Origin of the sequence: Rossellomorea sp. NPDC071047, assembly GCF_050270195.1 — a bacterium.
In the GTDB taxonomy this organism is placed as follows: domain Bacteria; phylum Bacillota; class Bacilli; order Bacillales; family Bacillaceae_B; genus Rossellomorea.
This window is the reverse complement of the sequence record NZ_JBNNJT010000002.1, coordinates 555,776-578,215: the sequence shown is the minus strand read 5'-3', so window position 1 is coordinate 578,215 and position 22,440 is coordinate 555,776. Positions and strand designations below refer to the sequence as shown.

The 22,440-nt window shown below is 43.7% G+C and carries 17 protein-coding genes; 1 reads left to right on the top strand and 16 read right to left on the bottom strand.

Features of this window, described 5'->3' with window-relative positions:
- Positions 1–235: 235 nt before the first annotated feature.
- The 11 genes from ACQKFO_RS10835 to ACQKFO_RS10785 all read right to left on the bottom strand — a co-directional run bounded on the left by ACQKFO_RS10835 (position 236) and on the right by ACQKFO_RS10785 (position 14,217).
- Complete coding sequence (locus ACQKFO_RS10835; RefSeq protein ID WP_427598641.1) at positions 236–1,375, bottom strand: mannitol-1-phosphate 5-dehydrogenase; 1,140 nt, start codon at positions 1,373–1,375, stop codon at positions 236–238.
- 5 nt (positions 1,376–1,380) lie between these two features.
- Positions 1,381–3,450 (bottom strand): BglG family transcription antiterminator, encoded by a 2,070-nt coding sequence (locus ACQKFO_RS10830; protein ID WP_427598639.1) that lies wholly within the window; start codon positions 3,448–3,450, stop codon positions 1,381–1,383.
- An 84-nt stretch (positions 3,451–3,534) separates the two neighbouring features.
- On the bottom strand, positions 3,535–5,442 hold the full coding sequence (locus ACQKFO_RS10825) for a PTS mannitol transporter subunit IICBA (protein WP_427598638.1): 1,908 nt from the start codon (positions 5,440–5,442) through the stop codon (positions 3,535–3,537).
- Between the two features lie 206 nt (positions 5,443–5,648).
- Entirely contained in the window at positions 5,649–7,712 is a 2,064-nt protein-coding gene (locus ACQKFO_RS10820; RefSeq protein ID WP_427598637.1) for a DUF4179 domain-containing protein, read from the bottom strand.
- 212 nt (positions 7,713–7,924) lie between these two features.
- Positions 7,925–8,257, bottom strand: coding sequence for a hypothetical protein (locus ACQKFO_RS10815; RefSeq protein WP_427598636.1), 333 nt, complete (start codon positions 8,255–8,257; stop codon positions 7,925–7,927).
- 119 nt (positions 8,258–8,376) lie between these two features.
- On the bottom strand, positions 8,377–8,931 hold the full coding sequence (locus ACQKFO_RS10810) for a hypothetical protein (RefSeq protein ID WP_427598635.1): 555 nt from the start codon (positions 8,929–8,931) through the stop codon (positions 8,377–8,379).
- Positions 8,932–9,093: 162 nt separating this feature from the next.
- Positions 9,094–9,927, bottom strand: a complete 834-nt coding sequence (locus ACQKFO_RS10805) for an STAS domain-containing protein (protein ID WP_427598634.1) — start codon at positions 9,925–9,927, stop codon at positions 9,094–9,096.
- 350 nt (positions 9,928–10,277) lie between these two features.
- Positions 10,278–10,724, bottom strand: a complete 447-nt coding sequence (locus ACQKFO_RS10800; protein WP_427598632.1) for a hypothetical protein — start codon at positions 10,722–10,724, stop codon at positions 10,278–10,280.
- 74 nt (positions 10,725–10,798) lie between these two features.
- Positions 10,799–11,866, bottom strand: a complete 1,068-nt coding sequence (locus tag ACQKFO_RS10795) for a Ger(x)C family spore germination protein (protein ID WP_427598631.1) — start codon at positions 11,864–11,866, stop codon at positions 10,799–10,801.
- Complete coding sequence (locus tag ACQKFO_RS10790; protein ID WP_427598630.1) at positions 11,856–12,935, bottom strand: GerAB/ArcD/ProY family transporter; 1,080 nt, start codon at positions 12,933–12,935, stop codon at positions 11,856–11,858. Before ACQKFO_RS10790 ends, ACQKFO_RS10795 begins: the two co-directional genes overlap by 11 nt.
- Positions 12,928–14,217 (bottom strand): spore germination protein, encoded by a 1,290-nt coding sequence (locus ACQKFO_RS10785; protein ID WP_427598628.1) that lies wholly within the window; start codon positions 14,215–14,217, stop codon positions 12,928–12,930. The genes ACQKFO_RS10790 and ACQKFO_RS10785 overlap by 8 nt, the downstream gene beginning before the upstream one ends.
- 239 nt (positions 14,218–14,456) lie before the next feature.
- Between ACQKFO_RS10785 and nagZ the strand changes: the two genes are divergently transcribed.
- On the top strand, positions 14,457–16,127 hold the full coding sequence (gene nagZ, locus ACQKFO_RS10780) for a beta-N-acetylhexosaminidase (protein WP_427598626.1): 1,671 nt from the start codon (positions 14,457–14,459) through the stop codon (positions 16,125–16,127).
- Positions 16,128–16,300: 173 nt separating this feature from the next.
- On the opposite strand, the gene ACQKFO_RS10775 is transcribed toward nagZ, so the two are convergent.
- The 5 genes from ACQKFO_RS10775 to ACQKFO_RS10755 form a co-directional block, all read right to left on the bottom strand.
- A complete protein-coding gene (locus tag ACQKFO_RS10775; protein ID WP_427598625.1) occupies positions 16,301–17,767 on the bottom strand; it encodes a sodium:solute symporter family protein in 1,467 nt (488 codons plus the stop codon).
- The gene (locus ACQKFO_RS10770; protein WP_427598624.1) at positions 17,767–17,988 is read right to left on the bottom strand and encodes a DUF3311 domain-containing protein; all 222 of its coding nucleotides are present in this window, start codon (positions 17,986–17,988) and stop codon (positions 17,767–17,769) included. The genes ACQKFO_RS10775 and ACQKFO_RS10770 overlap by 1 nt, the downstream gene beginning before the upstream one ends.
- Positions 17,985–19,634: an amidohydrolase gene (locus ACQKFO_RS10765; RefSeq protein ID WP_427598899.1), complete on the bottom strand. Its 1,650-nt coding sequence runs from the start codon at positions 19,632–19,634 to the stop codon at positions 17,985–17,987. Before ACQKFO_RS10765 ends, ACQKFO_RS10770 begins: the two co-directional genes overlap by 4 nt.
- Before the next feature lie 7 nt (positions 19,635–19,641).
- Positions 19,642–20,931 (bottom strand): M20 family metallo-hydrolase, encoded by a 1,290-nt coding sequence (locus tag ACQKFO_RS10760; protein ID WP_427598623.1) that lies wholly within the window; start codon positions 20,929–20,931, stop codon positions 19,642–19,644.
- A 612-nt stretch (positions 20,932–21,543) separates the two neighbouring features.
- Entirely contained in the window at positions 21,544–22,392 is an 849-nt protein-coding gene (locus ACQKFO_RS10755) for a sulfite exporter TauE/SafE family protein (RefSeq protein WP_427598622.1), read from the bottom strand.
- Positions 22,393–22,440 lie beyond the last annotated feature (48 nt).

Below are 22,440 nucleotides of genomic sequence, written 5' to 3'. Positions count from 1 at the left end.
CTATCTTTTTTTTTGATAAAAAATAAGGGAGATGATGGGATTGTAGATGATTTGAGGATTGGCGTGGGTGCGGGGGCGTCACAGAAAAGACACGGATCGGTTCTATGTTCGTTTTTGAGATTTATGCGTCAAATTTCGTATATTCATCTTTTGAAAATTTGGCGTCGACTCTTATCTTTTATGCGTCAAACTAAAATAAAAAAGACTGCCGAATCAATTCGACAGCCCCTCCTATCTATTTCTTCATAACTTCATACTGCACCATAACTTCCTTCACAATCGCACTATCCTCATCCAGTCCGCTCACTTTTTCTAAAACATGGGCAGGGCCGTATTCCTTGATAATACCTTGTATTTCCATTGCTTGTTCATCCTCAGGATTGTCAAACAATAGCGCTGCTGCAATCGCTTTGGCAAGATACGAATAAGAGAGCCCCGCTTTTTGAGCCTCTGTTGTAGGACGGATCAAGCGGTCATCGGGACCAAGCTTGCGGATCGGTGCGCGTCCCACACGGGTCACATCATCATTCAGATAGGCATTTTTGAATCGCTCAATGTTCTTTTCAATATAAGCAAGATGCTCTTTTCCATCAAGTCCGTATTGTTTTACTAGATAAGCACCGGTTTCTTTCAACGTCTCTTTGACCTGATCGGCAATGGCGTCATCCGCCAATGTTTGATCGATCGTAGATTTCCCTTGCAGGTAACCAAGGTAAGCAATGACCGCATGTCCTGTATTAACCGTGAACAGCTTACGCTCGATGAATGGTGCTAGGTCGTCTACAATCGTCATCCCTTCAACAGGTGGGATCGCTTCCTTCGTTTCCACCACCCACTCATAGTATGGTTCAACAAGGACATCCAATGAACCTTGATCCTGCATAGGAACAATGCGATCCACCGCTGAATTGAAGAAGAAAATCTTGCCTTCAAGCTTACTTACCGTTTCTTCATCAAGATTTTCTAAAATATGTTTTTTCAAAATGTCCGTCGCACCGATCTGATTTTCACACGCGATCACATATAACGGCTCATCTGTAGACGCCATACGCTTAGCAATCCCCTTTGCAATCAGGGGTGCGATTCTCGGAAGGATATTCGGTCCGATCGCCGTCGTCAGGTAGGTGGACTGGCCGATTGTGTCGATTACTTCCCCTTCTTGATGAAGGTTGTTCAGGCCGGACACATTCTCGATCGTTTCCGTTTCCTTCGTTTCCGTTGCAAGCTTCACCTGGTAGCGACCTTCTTCATTCAGCTTGTTGATCACCTGCTCCGCAATGTCCACAAAGGTGACGTGGTAACCTGATTGGGAAAATAATGCTCCGATAAACCCTCTGCCAATGTTTCCTGCTCCAAAATGTACGGTTTGTTTCAACATCATCATTCCTTTATCAAATTAGTTTGTAAGTAGTCCAGAAATATATCTTCTAATTTCTTCATGATGATCGCTTCGTTCGTGGACGAATAAATCATCATGCTAATATGATCTTCGATTAAGCTTGTACTGATAAGGCTGAGGATTTCCTGTTCCCGCCTGCTCAACTCTTCAGGGGCTAGCATGAGAAGGAGACTTTTCATCTCCATTTCCACTCCGTCCATCCCCTTGATCCTGCATGGTTCATCCAGATGTGCTACCTGGAAGATCAGCTTCTTCACGCTATGGTCCCGGCAATGGAAGAGACCCATATTCGTCTTCGGAATCCCGAGTCCTCCCTTTTTCTCCCTTTCCATCAACTGATGCATGACCACATGCGGCTGATGAAGAAGTTCGTCCCGTTCCGCTTGTTCCACCATTTCATTGAGGATCCTGAGATGACTTCCCGCCGATTGCTTCCGGTACACGCGGAAATTGGTGAGTATGGCTTCCATGCTGGAATGGACGTCCTTGATTTCCTTGAGGAGCATCCTGACTTCGGTTTTCTCACCCGATCGCGTCGCTGCCTTCAAGTATTTCTTTCTCGTCAGCTTTTCTACGTTATTCTGCAGATAGCTTTGGATGAATCCGATATCCTTTTCACTTAATAACGGGCTCACCAGGATATACTCCACTTCCGTAAAGGGAAGTCTGACTGTGGAAATGACGATATCGTAGTCATCAAGGTTCGCCGACTGAAAATCCTTGATCGACAGGATTTCCACCTTGTTGATCATTGTCAGTTCCCGCTGTATGCGGCTTGCGAGCATCTTGGATGTACCGATTCCCGTCGGACAGACGACCACCGCTTGGATGTTCACCTTCTCTTCATTCATCAGCATGGCCGATCCGAAATGAAGGACAATGAACGCCACTTCATCATCGGGAAAAGCAATATCCTTGAACTCCGTTTCAAGGCTCTTTTTTACAGTTAAAAATAACACGGGATACTTCCTCTTGATTTCATCCGTCAATGGATTGAAAAGATCCAGCTCCTGCTGCAGGCGAAAGATCGACGGTCCCATGTGGGCAAGCAGGCCCTGAAAAAGAGAAAAGTCATCAGACAGATCCACATGGAGGTCCTCTGATACATCCTTGATGACATTCTTGATGAGATGGCCAAGGAGGATGCTATCATAGTAAACGACGTCGGGATCCTGAACTTTGGACCCTTTTAACACGACCGTCAAAAATTGTATGTCCCGATTAGTCATCGGAGTAGAAAGTGTTTCTTTCAGTTCCGTGCCTATCGTGTCCATCAGCTGATATTCAGTTGAATCATGAGCCTCACCCGGCTCATATTTCTGTAATTCGAAGCCCTTTTCGGATCGCTGTATCGTCAGGCAAGTATACACAATGAGACCGATATAATCACTGTCCGTCAAGGTGATCTGCCCCTCTGCCAAGTGACGATTCACCACCCGGTCGACAGCGACTAAATAGTCAGGCTTGAAATACCCCAGCACCGGCTCCTCGAGCTGATTTCCCTTTTGCATTCCGTACAGGGCCTCGATGATGTCCTCATAAAAGTAGACGAGGAAAAAGCTTGCCAGGGCATGACGTTTGTCGGCTTCATCTGCTGTAAGCTCCACCCCCACCCCTCGTTTCCTTGTCAGGGTGATGCCGTATTTTCGCAGCCAATCGGCGAGCTCATCGAGATATGAAGTGAGGGTCGTGACGCTGATCCCCAACTGCTGTGCAAGTACCTGTTTTTTAAAGGAAGGTCCCTCTTGGAGAAGGATGATCAATAAATTCAGCTTTCTTTCTTCTGGAGTTTCATCGGTGGGATTCACTTCCGCAAGATTCTGGATCAAGCGATAGATGTGTTCATTCTTCCCGTCAATGAACAGACCTTCATTGGCCGTTCGCTTCAGTTCTAGATGATATTGTTTTAAAATGCTTTCAATAGATTTCAGGTTGCGCTGAACGGTTCTCCCGCTCACATTCAGGAATGCAGAAAGAGAGTACACGGTATGCTTACCCGATGTTTTTACAATCAATTCGATGATGGATTTTTCCCTTGATGTAATAAACATATTTTCCCCTCTTTCCCAGAATTAGCTTTTATCGATACAAATGAGAACAGAAAGGCAGGGATCCCGCCTTTCTGAATGAATTTTCTAGTTGCTGTTAATGATGTCTTTCAATTCTTTGGCTGACTTGGCCTGAACCATTCTGTCGACGTTTTCCTGTTCGGAGCAGACAACGGCGATGCCTGATAGGATTTCCAGATGTGTGCCATCCTTCCCTGCGATACCGAAGATCATCTTCGCCTTCTCTCCGTTGAAGTCGACGCCGTTCGGAACTTGAACGACCGTGAATCCGGACTTGATGACGGCTTTCTTCGCATCTTCCGTACCGTGTGGAATGGCTACATTATTACCCATATACGTAGATGTGATTCCTTCTCTGTCAATCATAGCATCTACATAGCTTTCTTCCACGTATCCTGCTTTGACGAGGGCTTCCCCGGCGAACCGGATCGCCTCTTCTTTTGAAGCAAATTCCTTATTCATGAAGATATTTTCTTCAAGAAGTAGATCATCATCGTGATCTGCATTCGGTTCAGCGTTTACCGCTTCTTCCTCTGCATTTTCGACGACCTCTGCCTGCTCACCCGTGATCCCTTCCTGGAGACTCGCAATCAGCTTGTCGTATTCCGGACTGGATAGGAAGTTATCCACGGAAATGTGATAGGCATTCGGAAGCTTATTTTTCGCCCGCGGTGTCAGTTCTTCCTGTGTAATGACGACTTGAGCATCTGCTGGAAGGTTGCTGATGGATGTATTCGTTACGCTGACGTCCAGACTTGCCGCCTTCACTTTCTTACGGAGGAGTGAAGCCCCCATGGCACTTGAGCCCATGCCTGCATCACAGGCAAAAACGATTTTGTTTACTTCTTCAGGCATTGTTCCTTGGCTCACTTGGCCGGCTACAGAACTCTTCTTGCCTTTCATTTCCTGCATTTTCTTCGTTGCGCCTTCGATGTCTTCATCACTTGTTTTGCTTGATTTCAACACTATTGCGGACACGATGAAAGATACGGCCGCTGCCACAAAGACAGCTGCAAAGTTTGCCAGGTACGCCATTCCTTCTGGAGGAGTAACCGCGGTAATGGCAAGGATACTACCAGGTGATGCCGGTGAAACCAATCCTCCACCTAATAAAACAAGGGTGAACACTCCGCTCATTCCACCAAGGATGACAGAAACGAACAGCATCGGTTTCATCAATACGTACGGGAAGTAAATCTCATGAATTCCACCGAAAAAGTGAATGATTCCTGCTCCAGAAGCAGATTGCTTCGCTGTTCCTTTTCCAAAGAACATAAACGCCAGCAGGATTCCAAGACCCGGTCCCGGGTTTGCTTCCAGTAGGAACAGAATCGATTTACCACCCTGTTGAACTTGCTCCAACCCGATCGGTGATAGTACACCGTGGTTGATGGCATTATTTAAGAATAGAATCTTTGCAGGTTCGATCAAGATACTTGTCAATGGCAGTAATCCTGCGGCTACCAGCCAATCAACACCTGCAACCAGTAGATTGGTGAATGCATCCACGGCAGGTCCAACACCGAGGAATGCCAGAATTGCAAGGATTCCACCAAGAATACCTGCGGAGAAGTTGTTGACGAGCATTTCAAATCCTGCTCTGATTTTCCCTTCAATCATCTGGTCAAACTTCTTGATGACGTAAGCACCCAATGGCCCCATGACCATGGCACCCAGGAACATCGGTGTATCCGGTGCACCTACAATGACACCCATTGTCGCGATTGCACCCACGACCCCACCGCGCTGGTCGTGTACGAGCTTACCTCCTGTATACCCGATTAAGAGCGGTAACAGGTACGTAACCATCGGCCCTACTAGCTTGGCAAGGCTTTCATTTGGAAAGAATCCAGTTGGTATGAACAACGCTGTAATTAAACCCCAAGCGATAAATGCGCCAATATTAGGCAGAACCATAGAACTGAGGAAGTTACCAAATTTTTGTACCGCAACTTTCATATTTGATTGCGCCACTTCTCTCATCCTTTCATGATTGAATAATAATTTCTCTTATATTCATCATAGGCTCCCGATGGTGACGGTTTCAACAACCATGAAAACTAACTTTGTCACCCTTGTCACGACAAACCTATTGTTTCTCATGTAGAGGAAGTTATTCTCACTGAAGAGGGACGGACCTCCTGCTTTAAAAGCAGGAGGTCCGTCCCTCTTCTATATTCCTAATCCAACTTAACCTTCACCCGGTCATCCACATATTTCGTTGTGCTGTAGCCCCCTATTTCAAGCTTGGTCAAGTTTACATCTTCACTGGACGAATCGTTATAAAATTCAATGGTTTGTTCCGTTTCGAAGTAGCGGGGTTGATCCAATTTATCATACTCATATACATCAATTTCATGGATCTTACCGTTTTTGTCCATCAATACCCCATCGCCGTCACTAACTCCGATTGAAGTATTTTCATTCATCAAATAATCGCTGGAGAACCCGTAGTGCACTCTTTCATAGGCACGATCCTTCGTTACTTCATGCGTAAGAAACACCTTCGCCGGATTTCCTGCCTGGACTTCATCAATGGTGATGGTATTCCCTTGATACTCAAATGCCTTTGGCAGGTCCTTGAGATTATCAAGTGGGATGGTTTTCCGATCGTCTACAGATAAATGGATGGAATCAAAATGAATGTTCACCTCTTGTGGATCTTCAAAAAATAACGTGTCAAACCTTGACGTAAAAGCACTCCATCCCTCCTGGTCAAAGGATTCCACGTACATATTGCCTCCAAAGAGGTCTGCCTTCACCCTCTCCTCATCCGATTCAATGGAGTCAAAGGTAATGACATCAATTCGTTTGTCCCCGCCTTGATTCTGAAAGCTGTACTGGAGGAGCGTCGTAGTCGGCGCGATCGTAAGCTTATCCAGGCGGACCGGAATCCCGTCAATGTCGATTTCCTTATCCAGCTTATGCACCCTGGATGCCTGCTTTGTAAACGGAATATCAAAACTCCAATCCCCTTCGGCAAATCTCAACTCCTTACTGAAATACTCTCCTTTTCGAGTGTCCTGATCTAATTGCATGAGCCTTGCCACATTCAATTTAATGGTTCCGCTGTCCACCGAAACCGGCAGGAGACTCATGGTACCTTTATACACATTTTTCTCTTCATTTTGTATTTCGTCCTGATCGACGGGAGGAGAATAGTACATATGTTGAACATCACGCCTCATTACGTCGTATTCATTATCGATATGGACGCCTTCATGAGCATTCATCATATAGCGATTGTCTTTCTTGGTATCCTCAACTTCATAAAAGACAAGGGTCTGTACATCATCGGCGACGACACTCTTGATGGTGATCTTCACCCCATTGCTTTCCGACTCGAGATTCAACCGTTCCCCCAGGTCATGCTGGAGAATGGCACGCAATTGTTCATCCTCTTCCGTCCATGCATAGTAGAGACTGGAGAATCCGCCTGTCACGAATCCGATCGAAACGACCATCGCGAAGACACCTGCGAAGGCAAGCCAGACCGATTTCCGTTTCTTTTTCTTCCTCTGCCTGCGCGCTTCTCTTTCCCCCACCTTGCTCTTGACCCTCTCTATGAATCCAGCAGGGATCTCTATGGCATCTGTCATTCCTGCCAAATTCAGGACCACTTCCTGAAAAGTGGCCAAATCCTCCTGACAGTCCTGACAATGGTAAATATGCATCTCAAACTCTACCTTTTCAGGCCGATCCATCGTTCTACCTAAGTACTCAAGATAATGCTCATGAAATTCCCGACAGCCCTCGAAAGAACCGTGACCCAGCTCTCCCCTAAGCTTTCGTACACCTGAAAACACATAGGATTTAACCTTCTCTACTGAAATATCAATAATGCGTCCAACTTCTGCAAAAGAGCATTCGTTGAAATACGTTAAAGCAATCGCCTCTTTCTCCTGATCGTCTAATTGAAGTAAGGTATGAAGGAGCGTTTGATCAGATTTCTGACCCTCTGAATCCCGGAAACTCTTATTTTCAGAGAGATTCCGGCCACTATGTATAAAATGAGAAATAGCCCACGATTCAAATGAAGTTTCTTTTTTCAAACGGTGTAATTCATTATGTACTGCGATGATCGAACGATAAAATATTTCTTCCAGATCCTCTTGCTTACTTACAAAAATTCGTCCCAGGGCATAGAACGATTGTTTACGCTGCACAAACCAATTCATGACAGATTCCAGGTCCTTTTCCCTCATGCCGCTGACCAAAAAGGGAGGTGTTTGCGGTGTGACCATATATGTATTCCCCTCCTTCAAAAACGAAATATTCCAAAAATAAAACATATAATTTTATTTTACCATATTTAGGGTTTGTATTTGGGATAAAAAATTAGAAGACCAAATCCGAAATGACAGAATATGCAGTGATAAGGATCGACCTCGTTCATCATTCAAATATTAAACATCAAAAAGGCCTGAATCCCAATGGACCCAGACCTTTAGAATATCTATAAACGGTCGATTTCACCAAGCTGCTCATTCATGTCCAGCTCGATCATCTTTTTTGCCTTGGAGAAGGTAAATACTTCGTTAGAGACCCAATGATTATATAACTTAGAAAGTGCGTTCCTGTGGTAAACCGTGCCTTTGACCTCTGAGAAGAAATAGATGATCAACAGGTTGACCACGTCACGGGGAAGGGCCCTTTTTCGCTCGATTCCCTTTAACGACAAAGTATCCAATCCTCTTAACCGGTCTCCGATCACAGATTCTGCCATAAGAAATGGATCTGCCGTACGGCATAATGTCACTAGTTCTGGATTAATCTCTTCAAATTTCAAGTGAATTCCCCTTTTACATAGAAAGTGAACGAAACGTTACACTTCAACCTCATTAGATTGTAAGATCAATTACTATGTATTATAACAAAAAGATGGGACATTCATGACTTTCAGTATGTTTAATTTTTAATCAACCAAAATTCCATGGTCTTTTCACTAGCAGAAGGATAGACAAGACGTTTCACTTGTTCCTCCATTAAATAGCATTCCGTGATCCAGTCAGGGAGTGAACCATACTCTTTTTTCCATAGATACGTTCGTTCCAGTGCATCCTCTACGGTCATTTTCACCCATGTATCAATGATCAGCGTATCATCAACTGTCGCTTTTTCAACCAGTGGCTGAAAAAAGCGATTAAAGTAGGGAATCCCGCCCCCGAGATGGCTCTTATTTCTCACCCATATCACGCTTTCCCTGGGAAGGAAGCCTATATGACGAGTTTCTGTAGCCACCTGAGTGAACTCCTCCAAATAACAAGAACATCCGGACCATTGCCGATCCGTATATCGCGGCTGGATCATTTCGGACGGGTAAATCGATTGACCTGTATGAAAAAGATTGTCGATCTCCCGGTTTATAAAAACCGGCTCTCTTCCTTTAAAGATAGGGTCGGATTTAAGTGGACCGCTGGTAAATCCATTTTGATCGAATCGGATCATTTTGACGAATTGCATGTTGCCCCTCCTTCTATCGTGAATTTCCTCAAGGGCATTCCATACCAAATTCACTCTATAATGGGGGTTATTCCCTATATAGATTAGTTTCAAACATATCGTTCCCATAAAACAAAAAGAAACGAGCGATTACAGAGTAACCGCTCGTTGAATGACTTCTTTCTACCTTTGCTGACTCAATGCTCGTTCAAGAGTCGAAGTGACAGAAATATTTTCAAATGATATACCAAGTTGAATGGCTGTTTGGGCAATTTCCGGACGAATGCCTGAAATCGAACTCTTCACACCAATCAAGTTCAAGCTTTCGATGATCTGGAACAATTGATGAGCAACCATCGTATCCACCATGATGACACCTGATAAATCAATGAACAAGTGCTCAACATTTTTTTCGACGCATTCGGCCAGGGTATTCTCCAGGATATACCTCGCCCTTCCTGTATCGATATCACCGACAAGTGGAAGCACCCCTGTCTTCTTATCAATTAAAATGACCGGTGAACTTAACTCCCTGATCATCTCCTGCTGAGCCTTCAGGCGTCTCTGTGCATATTCGTAATTTTCTTCGGCAAACTTTGAAATGACCAGACCAAAAGTTTTAATGATCAATTCTCTGAATGATTCTATTCTCTCAGGTGGAAACTCACTGTCATGCTGGCGGTTAAATTCTTTCAAGATCTCCAGATATTGTTCCTGGGTTCTGAAGAATTCCCTTAGTATAAAGTGTGTTGGGGTTTGTAAATGTTCTTCATCTTTTGCAATTTCCTCGATCCATTGGGCGAAATTACAGAGTGCATCCTGTCCTATATCCTTAAAAAGGACACAAAAGCGTTCGTGAAATTCGTGATTTTGCCGTTTCAACGTTTGGATGACCTGAGGATCTGTTGACGCATACACTCCTGACAGGTCACTTTTATCAAGTGACTCATACCAGTTCTCTGTCAGTTGCCATGTACGTTCCCTCATAAATTCATAAAACTTTTCCGCTACCTGCATATTCGACCTACTTTCTATAAGACAAGATATTGTGATCAGTTCATAAGCCATGATCTTGACGGGCAGGAGTGTTTAAGGCTATCTCAATTGGTCTATACCCTAAATGACTTATTCATATGCTTATAAGAGTAATGTACTATGTCCTTACACAAAAAGAAAGAAAAAGTTAAACAAATGGTGTACACGAACCATTTTCATTCCTATATTTTTTCAAAAGAATGATCGATTGGTCCTTGAAAGATTTCATGTTTTCATAAAAAAAAGAGTGAAGAGTGTATGCTATAAAGAAAAAGCATCCCAATCTATCCTCTTTTATTAATTAGTAATTTACTTTATCATTTCTTGAATAGTTATGGACTCTTAGAACCATTTCTGACTACATGTTCAAAAAACCAATGTAATGTTAGGAATGCCACTATATAAACGGGGATTGAGTACCATATTTTCCACTCTAAATGTTCCATATAGCCGTTAAAACTTAGTAATACTTCTAATAAAAATGAGAAAACGGTCCAGATCATTGTATAGAACAAGGGCTTATCCGGTTTCATAAAATTCAAGAATAAAAGTGCAATGAACGAGGGAGCAAAGGCAACCAATACAAAATCAGTAAATTCCACACTTTTGGTTGGTCCAAAATCTACAAGATCCACCATGATACCTACCAGAATATGTGCCACTGCTGCAAAATATCCGACGAACGGGAACATGATAAGATTTTCCTTAACGGTCAACCTCTTTGGCATGATCAACAGAGCGACTACTAAAAAGAGAATGAGTCCCCATACTAACATCAAGCTGAAACAACCCCTTTATCTTTTTAAAAAGAATACGTCTCCTTATTTTGCTGAAACACAAGAAAATTATGTGCTTAACCGGGGTTCTTTAAATTTCCGGAATTCCGGATATCGACATCGACTACAAAGTCTGTTGACAAGTTTTGATAATACTTCGATCTCCATTCCTTTAAGTCCATCCTCGGTATTTCTTTTCTGAAAAATTGGCCAAGTCCTAAAATATCTGCCTCGCTATTCTGGAGCTTCGAGAACATCTTATTCAAACGGTCTGTTAGAAGCTTTTCCAATCCCTTTTCAATCATTTTCTCTGTAGGATCCCCTTTTGTTTCCAGTATCATGACATCTAACTTAATTTTGGTATATAAGAATGGTTCTTTCCGCACCTCACTTGTATGTTCAATCGTATTTCCTAAAATCAGGACACTTCCTTCATTGAGCACCTCTATTTTCCCTTCAGTGCTTTCACCCTTAAATGCATTGTAAAGAAGGGTTTCATTAGGGTTGATTTCTTCTACCATTTTTCCGTTCTTTATCACCGCTGACCCCACATGGTCCACTAACGTCGTCTCTCCAAGACTGAGCATCGGGATGGCCACGTCTCGGGTATAAGAGTGAATACTTCTATAAACTTCCCAAACTCTGGTTAAAGCAACCTGAGGGTCCCAACCGGCATTCTTTTCAAAGAAATCCAACAGAGTCGTCCCTCGCGGAGAGGTGTTTTTCTCCATACTTTCGAAAAATCGATCAATATCGTCGTTACAAATGGCAACCAGTGCTTTTGAAGATACATCCCTCGACCTCATAATACCTGAAATAAGGTCCTTCACACCTTCTTCTGCAAGAAGTCGATCGATAACAATTACCTTTACGTGAAGCAAATCGACACTGCTTTCCATGTCTGCACTAATATCATCTACAATTTCATTAATCGTTTCACCAACACCAACAACCACTTTCGTTTGTATCATATCCTGCTGAGGGTGGGGAATCTGCAGAAAGACTTTATATTGATCACTATCCTTGGATATCCCCAAGACAACGGGCATCACCCGATGATTAATGTCCCTGGTGTCCCAGCAGCCACTCATCATGAAAACCAATAATAAGAGAAAAAGCCAGGTAACCACTTTTTTACACCTCACTTGCATTCTCCTTCCTTGCTCTGACACCAAGAATCCAAATTGAAATGGGGACTCCAAAGATGACATAGAATCTTAGTGAAGTATTCCATTTAAAGAGCTGTTCAACGTCACTCCAATTCGGAATCCACAAACAAATGATGTAGATGATGAGTGAAACCGCTATTACTAAATAAGATGATTTCATGGTTGGAAGCAAACATTTATTTATTATTTCCACACTCATCCATAATACGAGTGAGATAAACAACAATATAAAAATCACTATACTTAGTAAGAAAAACATGGTGAGTCGATCAAACATAAGCCATGTCAAATTGATGGCATCCACCGTCATGATGAAAGGGAACATAAATGTAGATGCTGTTGCCTGGCCAAATGTAAGGACGGGTATATATACAGATATGATAAAGATGGGAATGAGGGCAACCGCAGCAAGCAAAACTTTTTTCCTCTTATAGGGAAGGACCGGCCTTATAAATCCAATAAACAGAAATACACCACCAATGGCGAAGAAGCTTCTATGGTAAGAGGAGTCAGTCAAAAATGAAAAGTCTTCATTCCATAAGGGATATACATAGTGCCAATCCACGTTCTGAAACGCAACCACCAATATAAAGCAAACCAACGGGAATAATAAAAAGAAGAGAAGTATAGCTGTACGAAAGATGGCTTCCACTCCCTTAATAGCTAAATAACATGATAAGATAAGCAGCAATGCCATGATCGCCCACAGGGGAGTGTTTGATAGAAACACAATGGTAACGACTTCTGAATACGCCCGGACTGTTATGATGTTAGCCATAAAAAAATAGAGGAGCGTGGGGAACAGAAAAATGAAAGTCATCAACTTGCCCTCATGCAGATAAATGGTAATGATATCTTGTTGCGGAAAACGGTCAAGCCCCGTTAAGAGCAAGAATAAAATGATGAAATGTACGATCACTCCGATAATGATCGGAATCCATTGTCCTTGAGATGAGCTTTCAATGATATTACTAGGATACAAAAACAGAATAAGTCCTACGTGGGTTAAAATGTACATAATGACAACATACAAGCTTTTATCCACTTTTACTAACTCCTTTAACCTTAAGGTAAGGCACCCCAAAAGTACTTATACCCGCTAAGTATGCACAAACTGAGAATATTCCTGCCAATATACCGAATACCCCGAAAATCGAAGAAAGAATCAAGATAAGATATTTAAAAATTCGGATTGAAATGGAATTTTGAAATCCAATGATGGTAGAGTTGGCAATCGTAGTGGCCGCTAAAATAATAATTAGTAAATTGCTAACCAATCTCGCCTCGACAACGGCCTGACCCAGAATGATCCCTCCTACCATCGTAATGGTAGGACCGATGCTTTTCGGAAGCCTGATACTCGCCTCCAATATTAATTCAAGAATAAGAAGCATGAAGATGGTCTCAACAAATGCCGGGTAAGGGACACCTTCACGGGTCTGAGCAACGGATAATGCTAATTCAATACGGAGCATCTCAGGATTGACTGCGACTAACGCTACATACAGCCCTGGTAAGACAAGGGCAAGCAATGTACCTAAAATCCTGAGCATCCTCATTGATACCATGATCGGGAAAGAGAAGTTCCGATCATTCTCAAGGAAGAACATATCCCAGAAATCACTTGGAAGAATAAGAGCAAAAGGTATTCGATCCAGAAATAATACAAGTTTTCCTTTTTGCAGGCTCCTGTATACTTCTTGTGGCGCCTCTGTTGTGTTGAAGGGAGAAATCAGGGTGCGGGTCGACAATCCTAACATCTTCGTCACATCTTGAATGTTATGAAGTGGTTTATCCATATTGGACTCAATTTGGTGGATGACCCGGCTAACATATTCCCTATCTGCGCTTTCTTTCCGGTACACTATTGAAAGCGTTCTTGTCTGGCCGCTCCCTCCTGAAAAGGATCTTACATTCAAGTCTTTCGAAACAATCTCTTTGCGTATAATCCCAATGTTTGTATCGATGTCCTCATTGAAAGAACTCAAAGGTCCTTGAAGGGTATTTTCATTGGTAGGAGGTTCAATTGAACGATTCAGCGTCTTTACCACTGCGTCCATACTGAAAAAAGACCCATTTCCCCCGACAATGGAGATGATCAGCTGCCCTTTCAAAATCGCTTCAATGACTTCCTCTCCATCATGAAGCAGCTCCCCCATCGTCCCTGAAATGACTTGGTCCTCGATCGCTTGGATCGTTTTCTGCACATCTATAAGACTTTTAAGCCCCATCAATAAAAAGGGGAATTCGCCAAAATCTTGATGAACTTGAAAAAAATCATCATTGTCCCCTATCGATGCATCGATTTCCACTAAAAAAGAATCCATAATAATAGGCTCCTTCTATACATATCTCTTGAATACTATCCCCGAATCAAAGGTGAATATGTAAAGGGAGGCTAGTATTATGTAAGGAATGCCGATACAACCGTTTAATTGACGCAGTATATACGTTTATGATTATCAGAAATAGAACATGATACAGGATGGAGAAGGAAACGGGAAAAAATATCATTCCTTAGTACTGGTACCGTTAAGTTACCTTTCAAAAAGAAAGGAAGAATCTTATGTCTTATAAAAAGATAATTTATCTCCTTTTATCTCTAACTTTCATTTTGATTACTCTAAACTATTTTCCCATCGAAAAAAATAAGGATTCGAATCAACCGGGCGAACATTCATCCGAAGAAGATGAGTCTTCACCTGGGTCTTCAATAAAAGAAGTCCTATCCGCTACTAAAGAGGGAAAAGTGCCGAATATCCCCATCATAGCAGGGAGGACACAGGTGGATGAAATAACAGATAAATGGGGGAAACCAAACAATTCCGTTCAAACAGAAGCCGGGATTTACCAAGATTTCTCCAATCATTCTACGACAGTCGGATTGAAAGATAACGTTATCTTTGATGTGCGCTCCTTTGCCCCTGCCCTACAACAGATTCGACTCAATGACATTAAAGAAGTCAGTGGCAATCCCAATGCGACGAAATATTACCAGGATGCTTCACATGCTCAGATCATTTTCATCTATGATGTGAATTCCTTTTACCAATTAAAATGGATATTGCCGAAACCATCGATTGAAAATAAGAATCCCAAAGTAGATCACATTTCAGTTATCGCTCAAGAGAAAGTGGATACTGGAGATTCAGATATCCTTTCTACTATGAGCCTCGATGAAAAGATCGGCCAAATGATCATAGCCGGTGTGAATGGAACTCAGGATGATGAAAATACGAAAACCCTAATCCAGCAGCACAAAGTAGGGGGATTTATCTTCTTCTCAGATAATTTGTCAGGACCCCATCAAACGGTCCAATTCCTTAATAAAATGAAAGCAGACAACGTCAATAATCCATTACCACTCCTCTTAAGTGTCGACCAGGAAGGCGGTAAGGTCACAAGATTGCCAGGAGGGCTTGTGAACCTTCCTACAAATAAAAAGATAGGAGCCTTAAACGATCCGAATATTTCATTTGAAGTGGGGACGATACTCGGAAAGGAACTAAAAGAGTATGGGTTCAACTTGAACTTTGCTCCCGTTCTAGACGTTAACAGTAACCCGGATAACCCGGTGATCGGTAATCGATCCTTTGGTAATAACCCTGATATCGTCAGCGAATTAGGGATCCAAACAATGAAAGGTATTCAATCCGAGGGAATCCTTTCAACCATCAAGCACTTCCCTGGCCACGGGGATACTTCCGTAGATTCACACCTGGAGCTTCCCGTTGTCAACAAAAGCATTCAAGAACTCGAATCCCTGGAACTGATTCCATTCAGGGAAGCCATCAACAGTGGAGCTGACCTTGTCATGGTTGCTCATATCCTGCTCCCCAAGATCGATGACACCTATCCATCGTCATTATCCAAGAGCATCATCACAGACCTCTTACGCAAAAAGATGAACTACAACGGTGCCGTAATCACTGATGATATGACCATGAAAGCCATTACGAACAACTACGGGATGGGCCAAGCGACCGTTCAAGCCGTAAAAGCGGGCAGTGACCTGATCCTAATCGCCCATGACTATAATAAAGCACTCTCTGCAATTGAAGCACTTAAAAAGGCAGTTCAAAACGGGGAAATATCCGAACGTCGGATTGACGCCAGCGTTAACCGAATTATTAAATTGAAAAGAGCATACAAGCTGGAGGATATCCAAACAGGAGAGGTTGACTTAACGAAGCTAAATCAATCGATTGAGTCCATCAATAAGAAAATCGAGCAATAAACAAAAATGTTCTGAAAATGTAATGTCAATAAATAATAATTAAAATTAAAAACCCAAGAATGTTTACATCCTTGGGTTTTATTCACATGCGAATTTATCATTTTATCCATGTACAATATTTTTAGGACTCGACTATAAGCCTTCATAATTGAACGAGTTGCCTGTACCAAATATCAACCGATATTACGGTATTCCTCGGCAATCTTAACGCTCTTTTGCTGAGTGAAAACACTGACCGCGATGACGATGACGATGTTGCAGATCAATCCAAGAATACCTGCATGGATGTCGAACGGTGTAGATTCTGCGACTAATTGATAATAGTAGTTGACGAATGTACCGACGATTAGTCCTGTAATGACAGCCGACCCTGTCACTCTCTTCGAATAGAGAGCTCCGTATACGCCGGGTGCGAATTGAACAATGGAACCATAGGCTCCGAGCAATAGAGCGATGAGTCCCTGCCCCCCGAATACGGTGATAAAATAAGCAAGCCCCCCGACGACAAACACACCGATTCTCATCAGTAGCAAAGTGGTTTTATCAGAAAGGTCCGGTTTAACATTCTTAATGACCCCGTCCGTAAATTCCAGTGAGGCACTGTGAGTGATGGCATCTGCAGTAGACATGGCTGCCGCTAACGCTCCTGCACCTACAAGCCCGTAAACCCAACCGGGAAGACTAAGGACGGTGGTGATCAGGTAAGGAAGAATTTCATCGGGTGCTCCAATGTCAGCTGGGTTGACTACGTTCACTGCAGAAAAGCCAACAAATAATAGCGGTATAAGGAACAAGGCAAAGATCGGATACACCAATACGGTTTTCTTAATCGTTCGCGCATTGGAGGCATATGACTTCGAAAAGAGGTGTGGCCACATTAAGAACCCTATGAGAGACACGAGAATCGTGGTCGTATAAGCTGTCCCTGACATGGCAGACCCTTCAGTTCCGATTTCGAAAAAGGAAGGGTTGTCCTGTACGAGATTTATAAACATTCCACCCACACTGTCGTGGAGCTTATTCACAATGGCAAGTCCCACTACCCACGAGATGACGATCATTAAGATCCCCTGGAACACGTCAGACCATGCCGCTGCCCGCAATCCTCCAGTTGCAACATAGACGACTACGATTCCATACGCGAGCAGGGCTCCAAGCCAAAGAGGAATTCGCCCTTCTGTCATGATATTGAAGATGTAGGCCATCCCTTTCATCTGCGTCGCAAGGTATTGGATGGAAGCGAGTAACGCAATGACTCCGATTAAGATTGGGAGCGTCTTTCCTCCATATCGTTTTTTCATAAAGCCCGAAACCGTGTAAATATTGAATTTACGGCCGATTTTCCCGATTTTCGGACCGATTATGTACCATGGGAGAATCGCAAAAGCGGTATAAGTTAATATATAAAGTGCAGGTGCTCCTTTGGAAAACGCCCACCCGGGAGCGCCAAGAAATGAAAAGGCGCTAAACACTGCCCCTCCCATCAGGAACCACATCACAACCAAGCCGAGGCCGCCGCCTGCTACAGTAAACTCATCTAAAGAATTTTTATCATGACCTCTTCCTGCCATCACACCAACTACCAGTGCAATCACAAGGTAGCCGATCATCATGATCATTGCAATCTGCCAATCAGCCATTAATGGACCTCCTCTTCATCTTTGTCGGGATCGATTCGATAGAGTACAAGAACGATTAAAAACGTAATGATTATCCATAAAATTACCCAGAATACCGAAAACGGCATCCCCATTATGATCGGGGTTGCCCTGTTTCCGATTGAAAACAAGGGGAAAATCAATAGTAGAAACGGTAAAATCAGAGACAAGCAATAGATTTTCGTAAACATGCTTTTACTCATAAGACACCCTCCTTTTTTGCTGCATATTCCACTTTCCCATCAAGGATCGTTAACTCTACTTTTAACTCTCGTAATCTTTCAGGTTCACATTGTAAAATCGACTCATTCAACACAACCAGATCGGCAAGCTTCCCGGCTTCAATGCTGCCTTTAATGGTTTCTTCAAAGCTCGCATATGCACCGTTCCACGTATAGGCCTTAATCGCTTCCTCTATGGTGATTCGTTGCCTTGCCCCTATCGCATCACCGGATTTACTCATGCGGGTGACAGCTGAGTAAATCCCGTGGAGGGGATCCACAATGGTGATGGGACTGTCCGAACCGATGGCATAAGGAATCTGTGCTTCTGAAAAGCTCTTTAAGGGGAACATGACGTCGACCCGTTCTCCATAATCATTCACGTAGCCGTCGCCGAATTCATAAATGAAGGCTGGATTTGGTATCGGAACAACCTCCAACTCTTTTATCTGGTGAATCAGGTCCGGTGGTGTCATGCCGGAATGTTCAATGCGGTGACGATGATTTTCACGGGGATGTCGTTCAAGAGCCTGGCGAATGGCTCCGATCATCATTTCAACCGCTTTGTCCCCGATGGCGTGAGCGGTGATTTGCCACCCCGACTCATGCGCTTTTCCGAGGCACTCATTTATTTCTTCCTGGTTCAAATATAAAATGCCTGAGTCATCCGGATTGCTCGAGTATGGCTTCCTTGTCTTAGCAGTAGGACCACTGCTGCTTCCATCGATGAACACTTTGGCAGGCCCGATTTTCATCCACTCATCCCCAAGGCCTGTCCCGATTCCGCTTTCCAGCCCTTTCCCCACCATTTCTACAGAATCATGCAGGGAGCCGTATAGTGCATAGACCCTCTGCTTTACTCTCTTTGCTCCTACTGCTTTTTGAAGGAATCGAATATGTTCAGGCCCGTATCCCCCGGCATCATGGACACTCGTAATTCCTTTTTCCAAATAATCCTGGGATGCGAGGGCCAATCCCTGTTCCACTTCCTCCCCGGAATAATTGGCTAAAAGAAACATGTTCATATGTGCGGCTTCTAACAGCAGTCCGGTTAGTTCGCCATTTTTTCGGCTGTATTTCCCTCCACTCGGGTCATGTGTTTCAGGATGAACACCAGCAAGCTCCAATGCTTTCGTATTCACGCACGATATATGACCGCATGTCCGTACCACAATAATCGGGTGTTCGGTGGAAACCTCATCAAGTTCCCACCGGGTTATATGCCTTCCCTCTTTAAGAGTGTTTTGGTTATATCCCCAGCCCCGTACCCATTCCCCCTGTGGAGTCAATCGTGCTTTCTCCTTCAACTTCCTGAGGAGTTCTTTTATACTCCCCGCCTCCTTCACGTTCACCCCTAGCTTATTGGTTCCATAAAGTTCGAGGTGGGCATGGGCGTCAATAAAGCCGGGCAGGAGACTTCTTCCCTCCAAGTCCACAATCTTCGTTCCTTCACCTGCATATCGTAAAATTTCTTCATTCGTGCCGACTGCGAGTATTTTATTATCCTGAATGGCAACCGCTTCTTTAACGGAAAATTCAGAATTCACAGTAACCACTTCTCCGTTTATAAAGAGCATATTCGCTCCCAAACGATCACCTCCCAATGGGACAGAGGTCCCTCGTCCCATTCTTCTCTTACTTTTCATGAACAGCAGCTGATCCGTCTTTTGGGACAAGGTGCCTGTCCCCATGTCCCTGACAGATCCTCAGTGCCGTCCCATAAAGGAGCTTCACCCCTTTTTCGATATCATCCATTTCCGCAAACTCCAGTGGATTGTGGCTGATGCCTTTTTCACAGCGGACAAAGATCATTCCGTAATCGCTGATATAGGACATGAATAAGGCATCATGGAAAGGGCCGCTCATTAAGGTCGGAGAATCCAATCCTAGCTTTTCATCTTCCTCTCTCATAATGTCCTTGATCCAGTCTGCACAATATCTCGGCTCGCTTCGGGTATCTTCCTTGATTTCGTATTTAAGGTTGTAACCGATTGCCGTCTCTTCTATGATTCGATAGAGTTTTCCCTCGAGTTTCGTACGTGCTTCAACGTGTATATCACGAAGGTCTACGGTGAACTCCACCTTTTCCGCAATGATGTTTCTCGAGTTCGGGAACACCTGCATGCTGCCTACCGTTCCTACTGTTGTTTCGGTTCCTTCCCTTTTAACCAGCTCATCGAATTTCCGGATGATCTCCGATGCCCCGACAAGTGCATCCTGCCTCATCGTCATCGGCACCGAGCCTGCATGACCCGCGAATCCTTCAAGTGTAACCGTCAGCCAAATCGGTCCGGAGATGCCTGATACTATGCCGACAGGTTTCCCCTTTTCTTCAAGGACCGGACCCTGCTCGATATGTAACTCAAGAAACGCTGCGATATCCCCCTTCTCGTACACTGGACTGGCGGTTACATCCGGCTCGACCCCGAATTCCATCAACGCCTCTCTTCTCGTCATGCCCTGCTTGTCTTTACGGTCCAGTTCGCCCTCTTCCAACATCCCGGCTAAAGCCCGGACTCCAAACACTCCTTTGTTAAACCGGCTGCCTTCTTCATCGGAGAAACAAATCACTTCAATTGACCGGTCAGGAACGATCCCATTATCCTTAAAGCTATGAACCACTTCGATTGCACCGAGAGCCCCGGCAGTACCGTCGAACCTTCCACCATATGGCTGAGAATCAATGTGGGAGCCCAGCAGAAGAATCGGCTTATCCTTGTCGGAACCTTCTATCCTTCCAATCAAATTCCCAAAGCCGTCAATCTTTGCCTTCAAACCCGCCTCTTCCATCCAGCCTTTCACCACTTCCACCGCCTGGCGATCCTCTTTGGAATGGGCCAATCGACAAACTCCTGTTTCCCCGATTTTTCCGATTTGAGCTAACTCCTCTAGATGACGCTTTAATCTTTCTCGATTGATTGACATAGAATCATCCTTTGCTTACATATTTTATTGACTTAACTTAAGTTTATTTTGAAAAAGCTTGTTTATCATTAGACACTTTGTCTATAAAAGATCTTGTGATACGTACAGAATGACAAAAAGAAAGAAATTTCAGAAAAATTAACAGGAACCTCTATTCACTGTATACCGGACACCAACCCCCTTTCGACTTCCACTCCCTTATTTAGTCTAGTTTCTAGAACATTTTCACTAAATCCTGCCAGACTTTTGAAAATGAAGCGATTTACACAGGGGATTTGGATAGATAGCTTTCCCTTTTGTGGAGACTAGGTCCTGTCTCTTTGCCAATTCTCTGCGATGGAGAAAAGATCCAGCCGAAATGAGCATAAATCCAGCCGTTTCTCATAAAAATCCAGCCAAAATCCCGATAAATCCGGCCATTTCTGGTGATAATCCGGCCGTTTTCGAAAAAAATCCAGCCGATTTACATAAATTTCAAATAACATCATTAAGCCCCGTAAAAAATAAAGAGACCACTCGCTATGCGAATGACCTCTCTATTTCATGCATCTCATCCTGAGACTTACATACGTACCTACCGCTTACTCCACCAATTTTCGGCCTTCAATCCTATCAATAATTCTCTGCTCTCTTCGATCGCTGCTGTGAATAAATCAGCATCCCAAAGAATACGAGCACCGATGCCAAGATCAATCCCAGTGAGACAGATGAGATGGATAACATCTTGAAAATAACACTGACTGCGACCACCATGTACAATACTGCCAGCATTTTTTTAACAACCACACCTGAGAATCGTTTCAGCTGGATGGAACCGATCGGGGTTCCGATCAAGGCACCGATGATCAGCATGATTCCATGACGATAATCGAGTGCTTCTCCTGCATACAGGTACGAGACGATTCCTGATAACACGATGATAGAGGCTGCCGATATGCTGGTTCCGATCGCTTTCGTGAGATCAAGCTTCAGCCATTTCGAAAGGAGCGGTGTCATGACAAATCCACCGCTGACTCCCATAAGAGACGAGATGACACCAGTGAACAGTCCGATTAATGGAGCCATAGCTGCTCCTTTCGCTTTTGATTCTTTGTTTCTTTTACTCAAAAACTGGTATGAAAACCAGCTGAGAATCCCTATATAAACAATGGAGATAACGGTAGAAGCTCCATTGATTGAATCGAGCCATTTTACAAATGGCACGGTGATGATTGACCCCATCACTCCGAACACCCCTAGGAGAATCGCTAATTTCCCATTTACATTTTTTAATCGGATGTGTGACATTGTCCCTGTCACAGTCGATCCCAATGTCAGCATTAAGGAAAGAATGATCGCCTGGCTCGGTTCATAGCCGAGTACAAGTAAAGTTGGCGTGAGAACAATCCCGCCTCCTATACCAAAGAAACCGGACAGGATGCCGATGACAGCGCCACCTATCATAAATAAAAACAATTCCATGAGTTCACTTCCTTCATCTCACATTATACCTCTCTGTAGGTTATAATA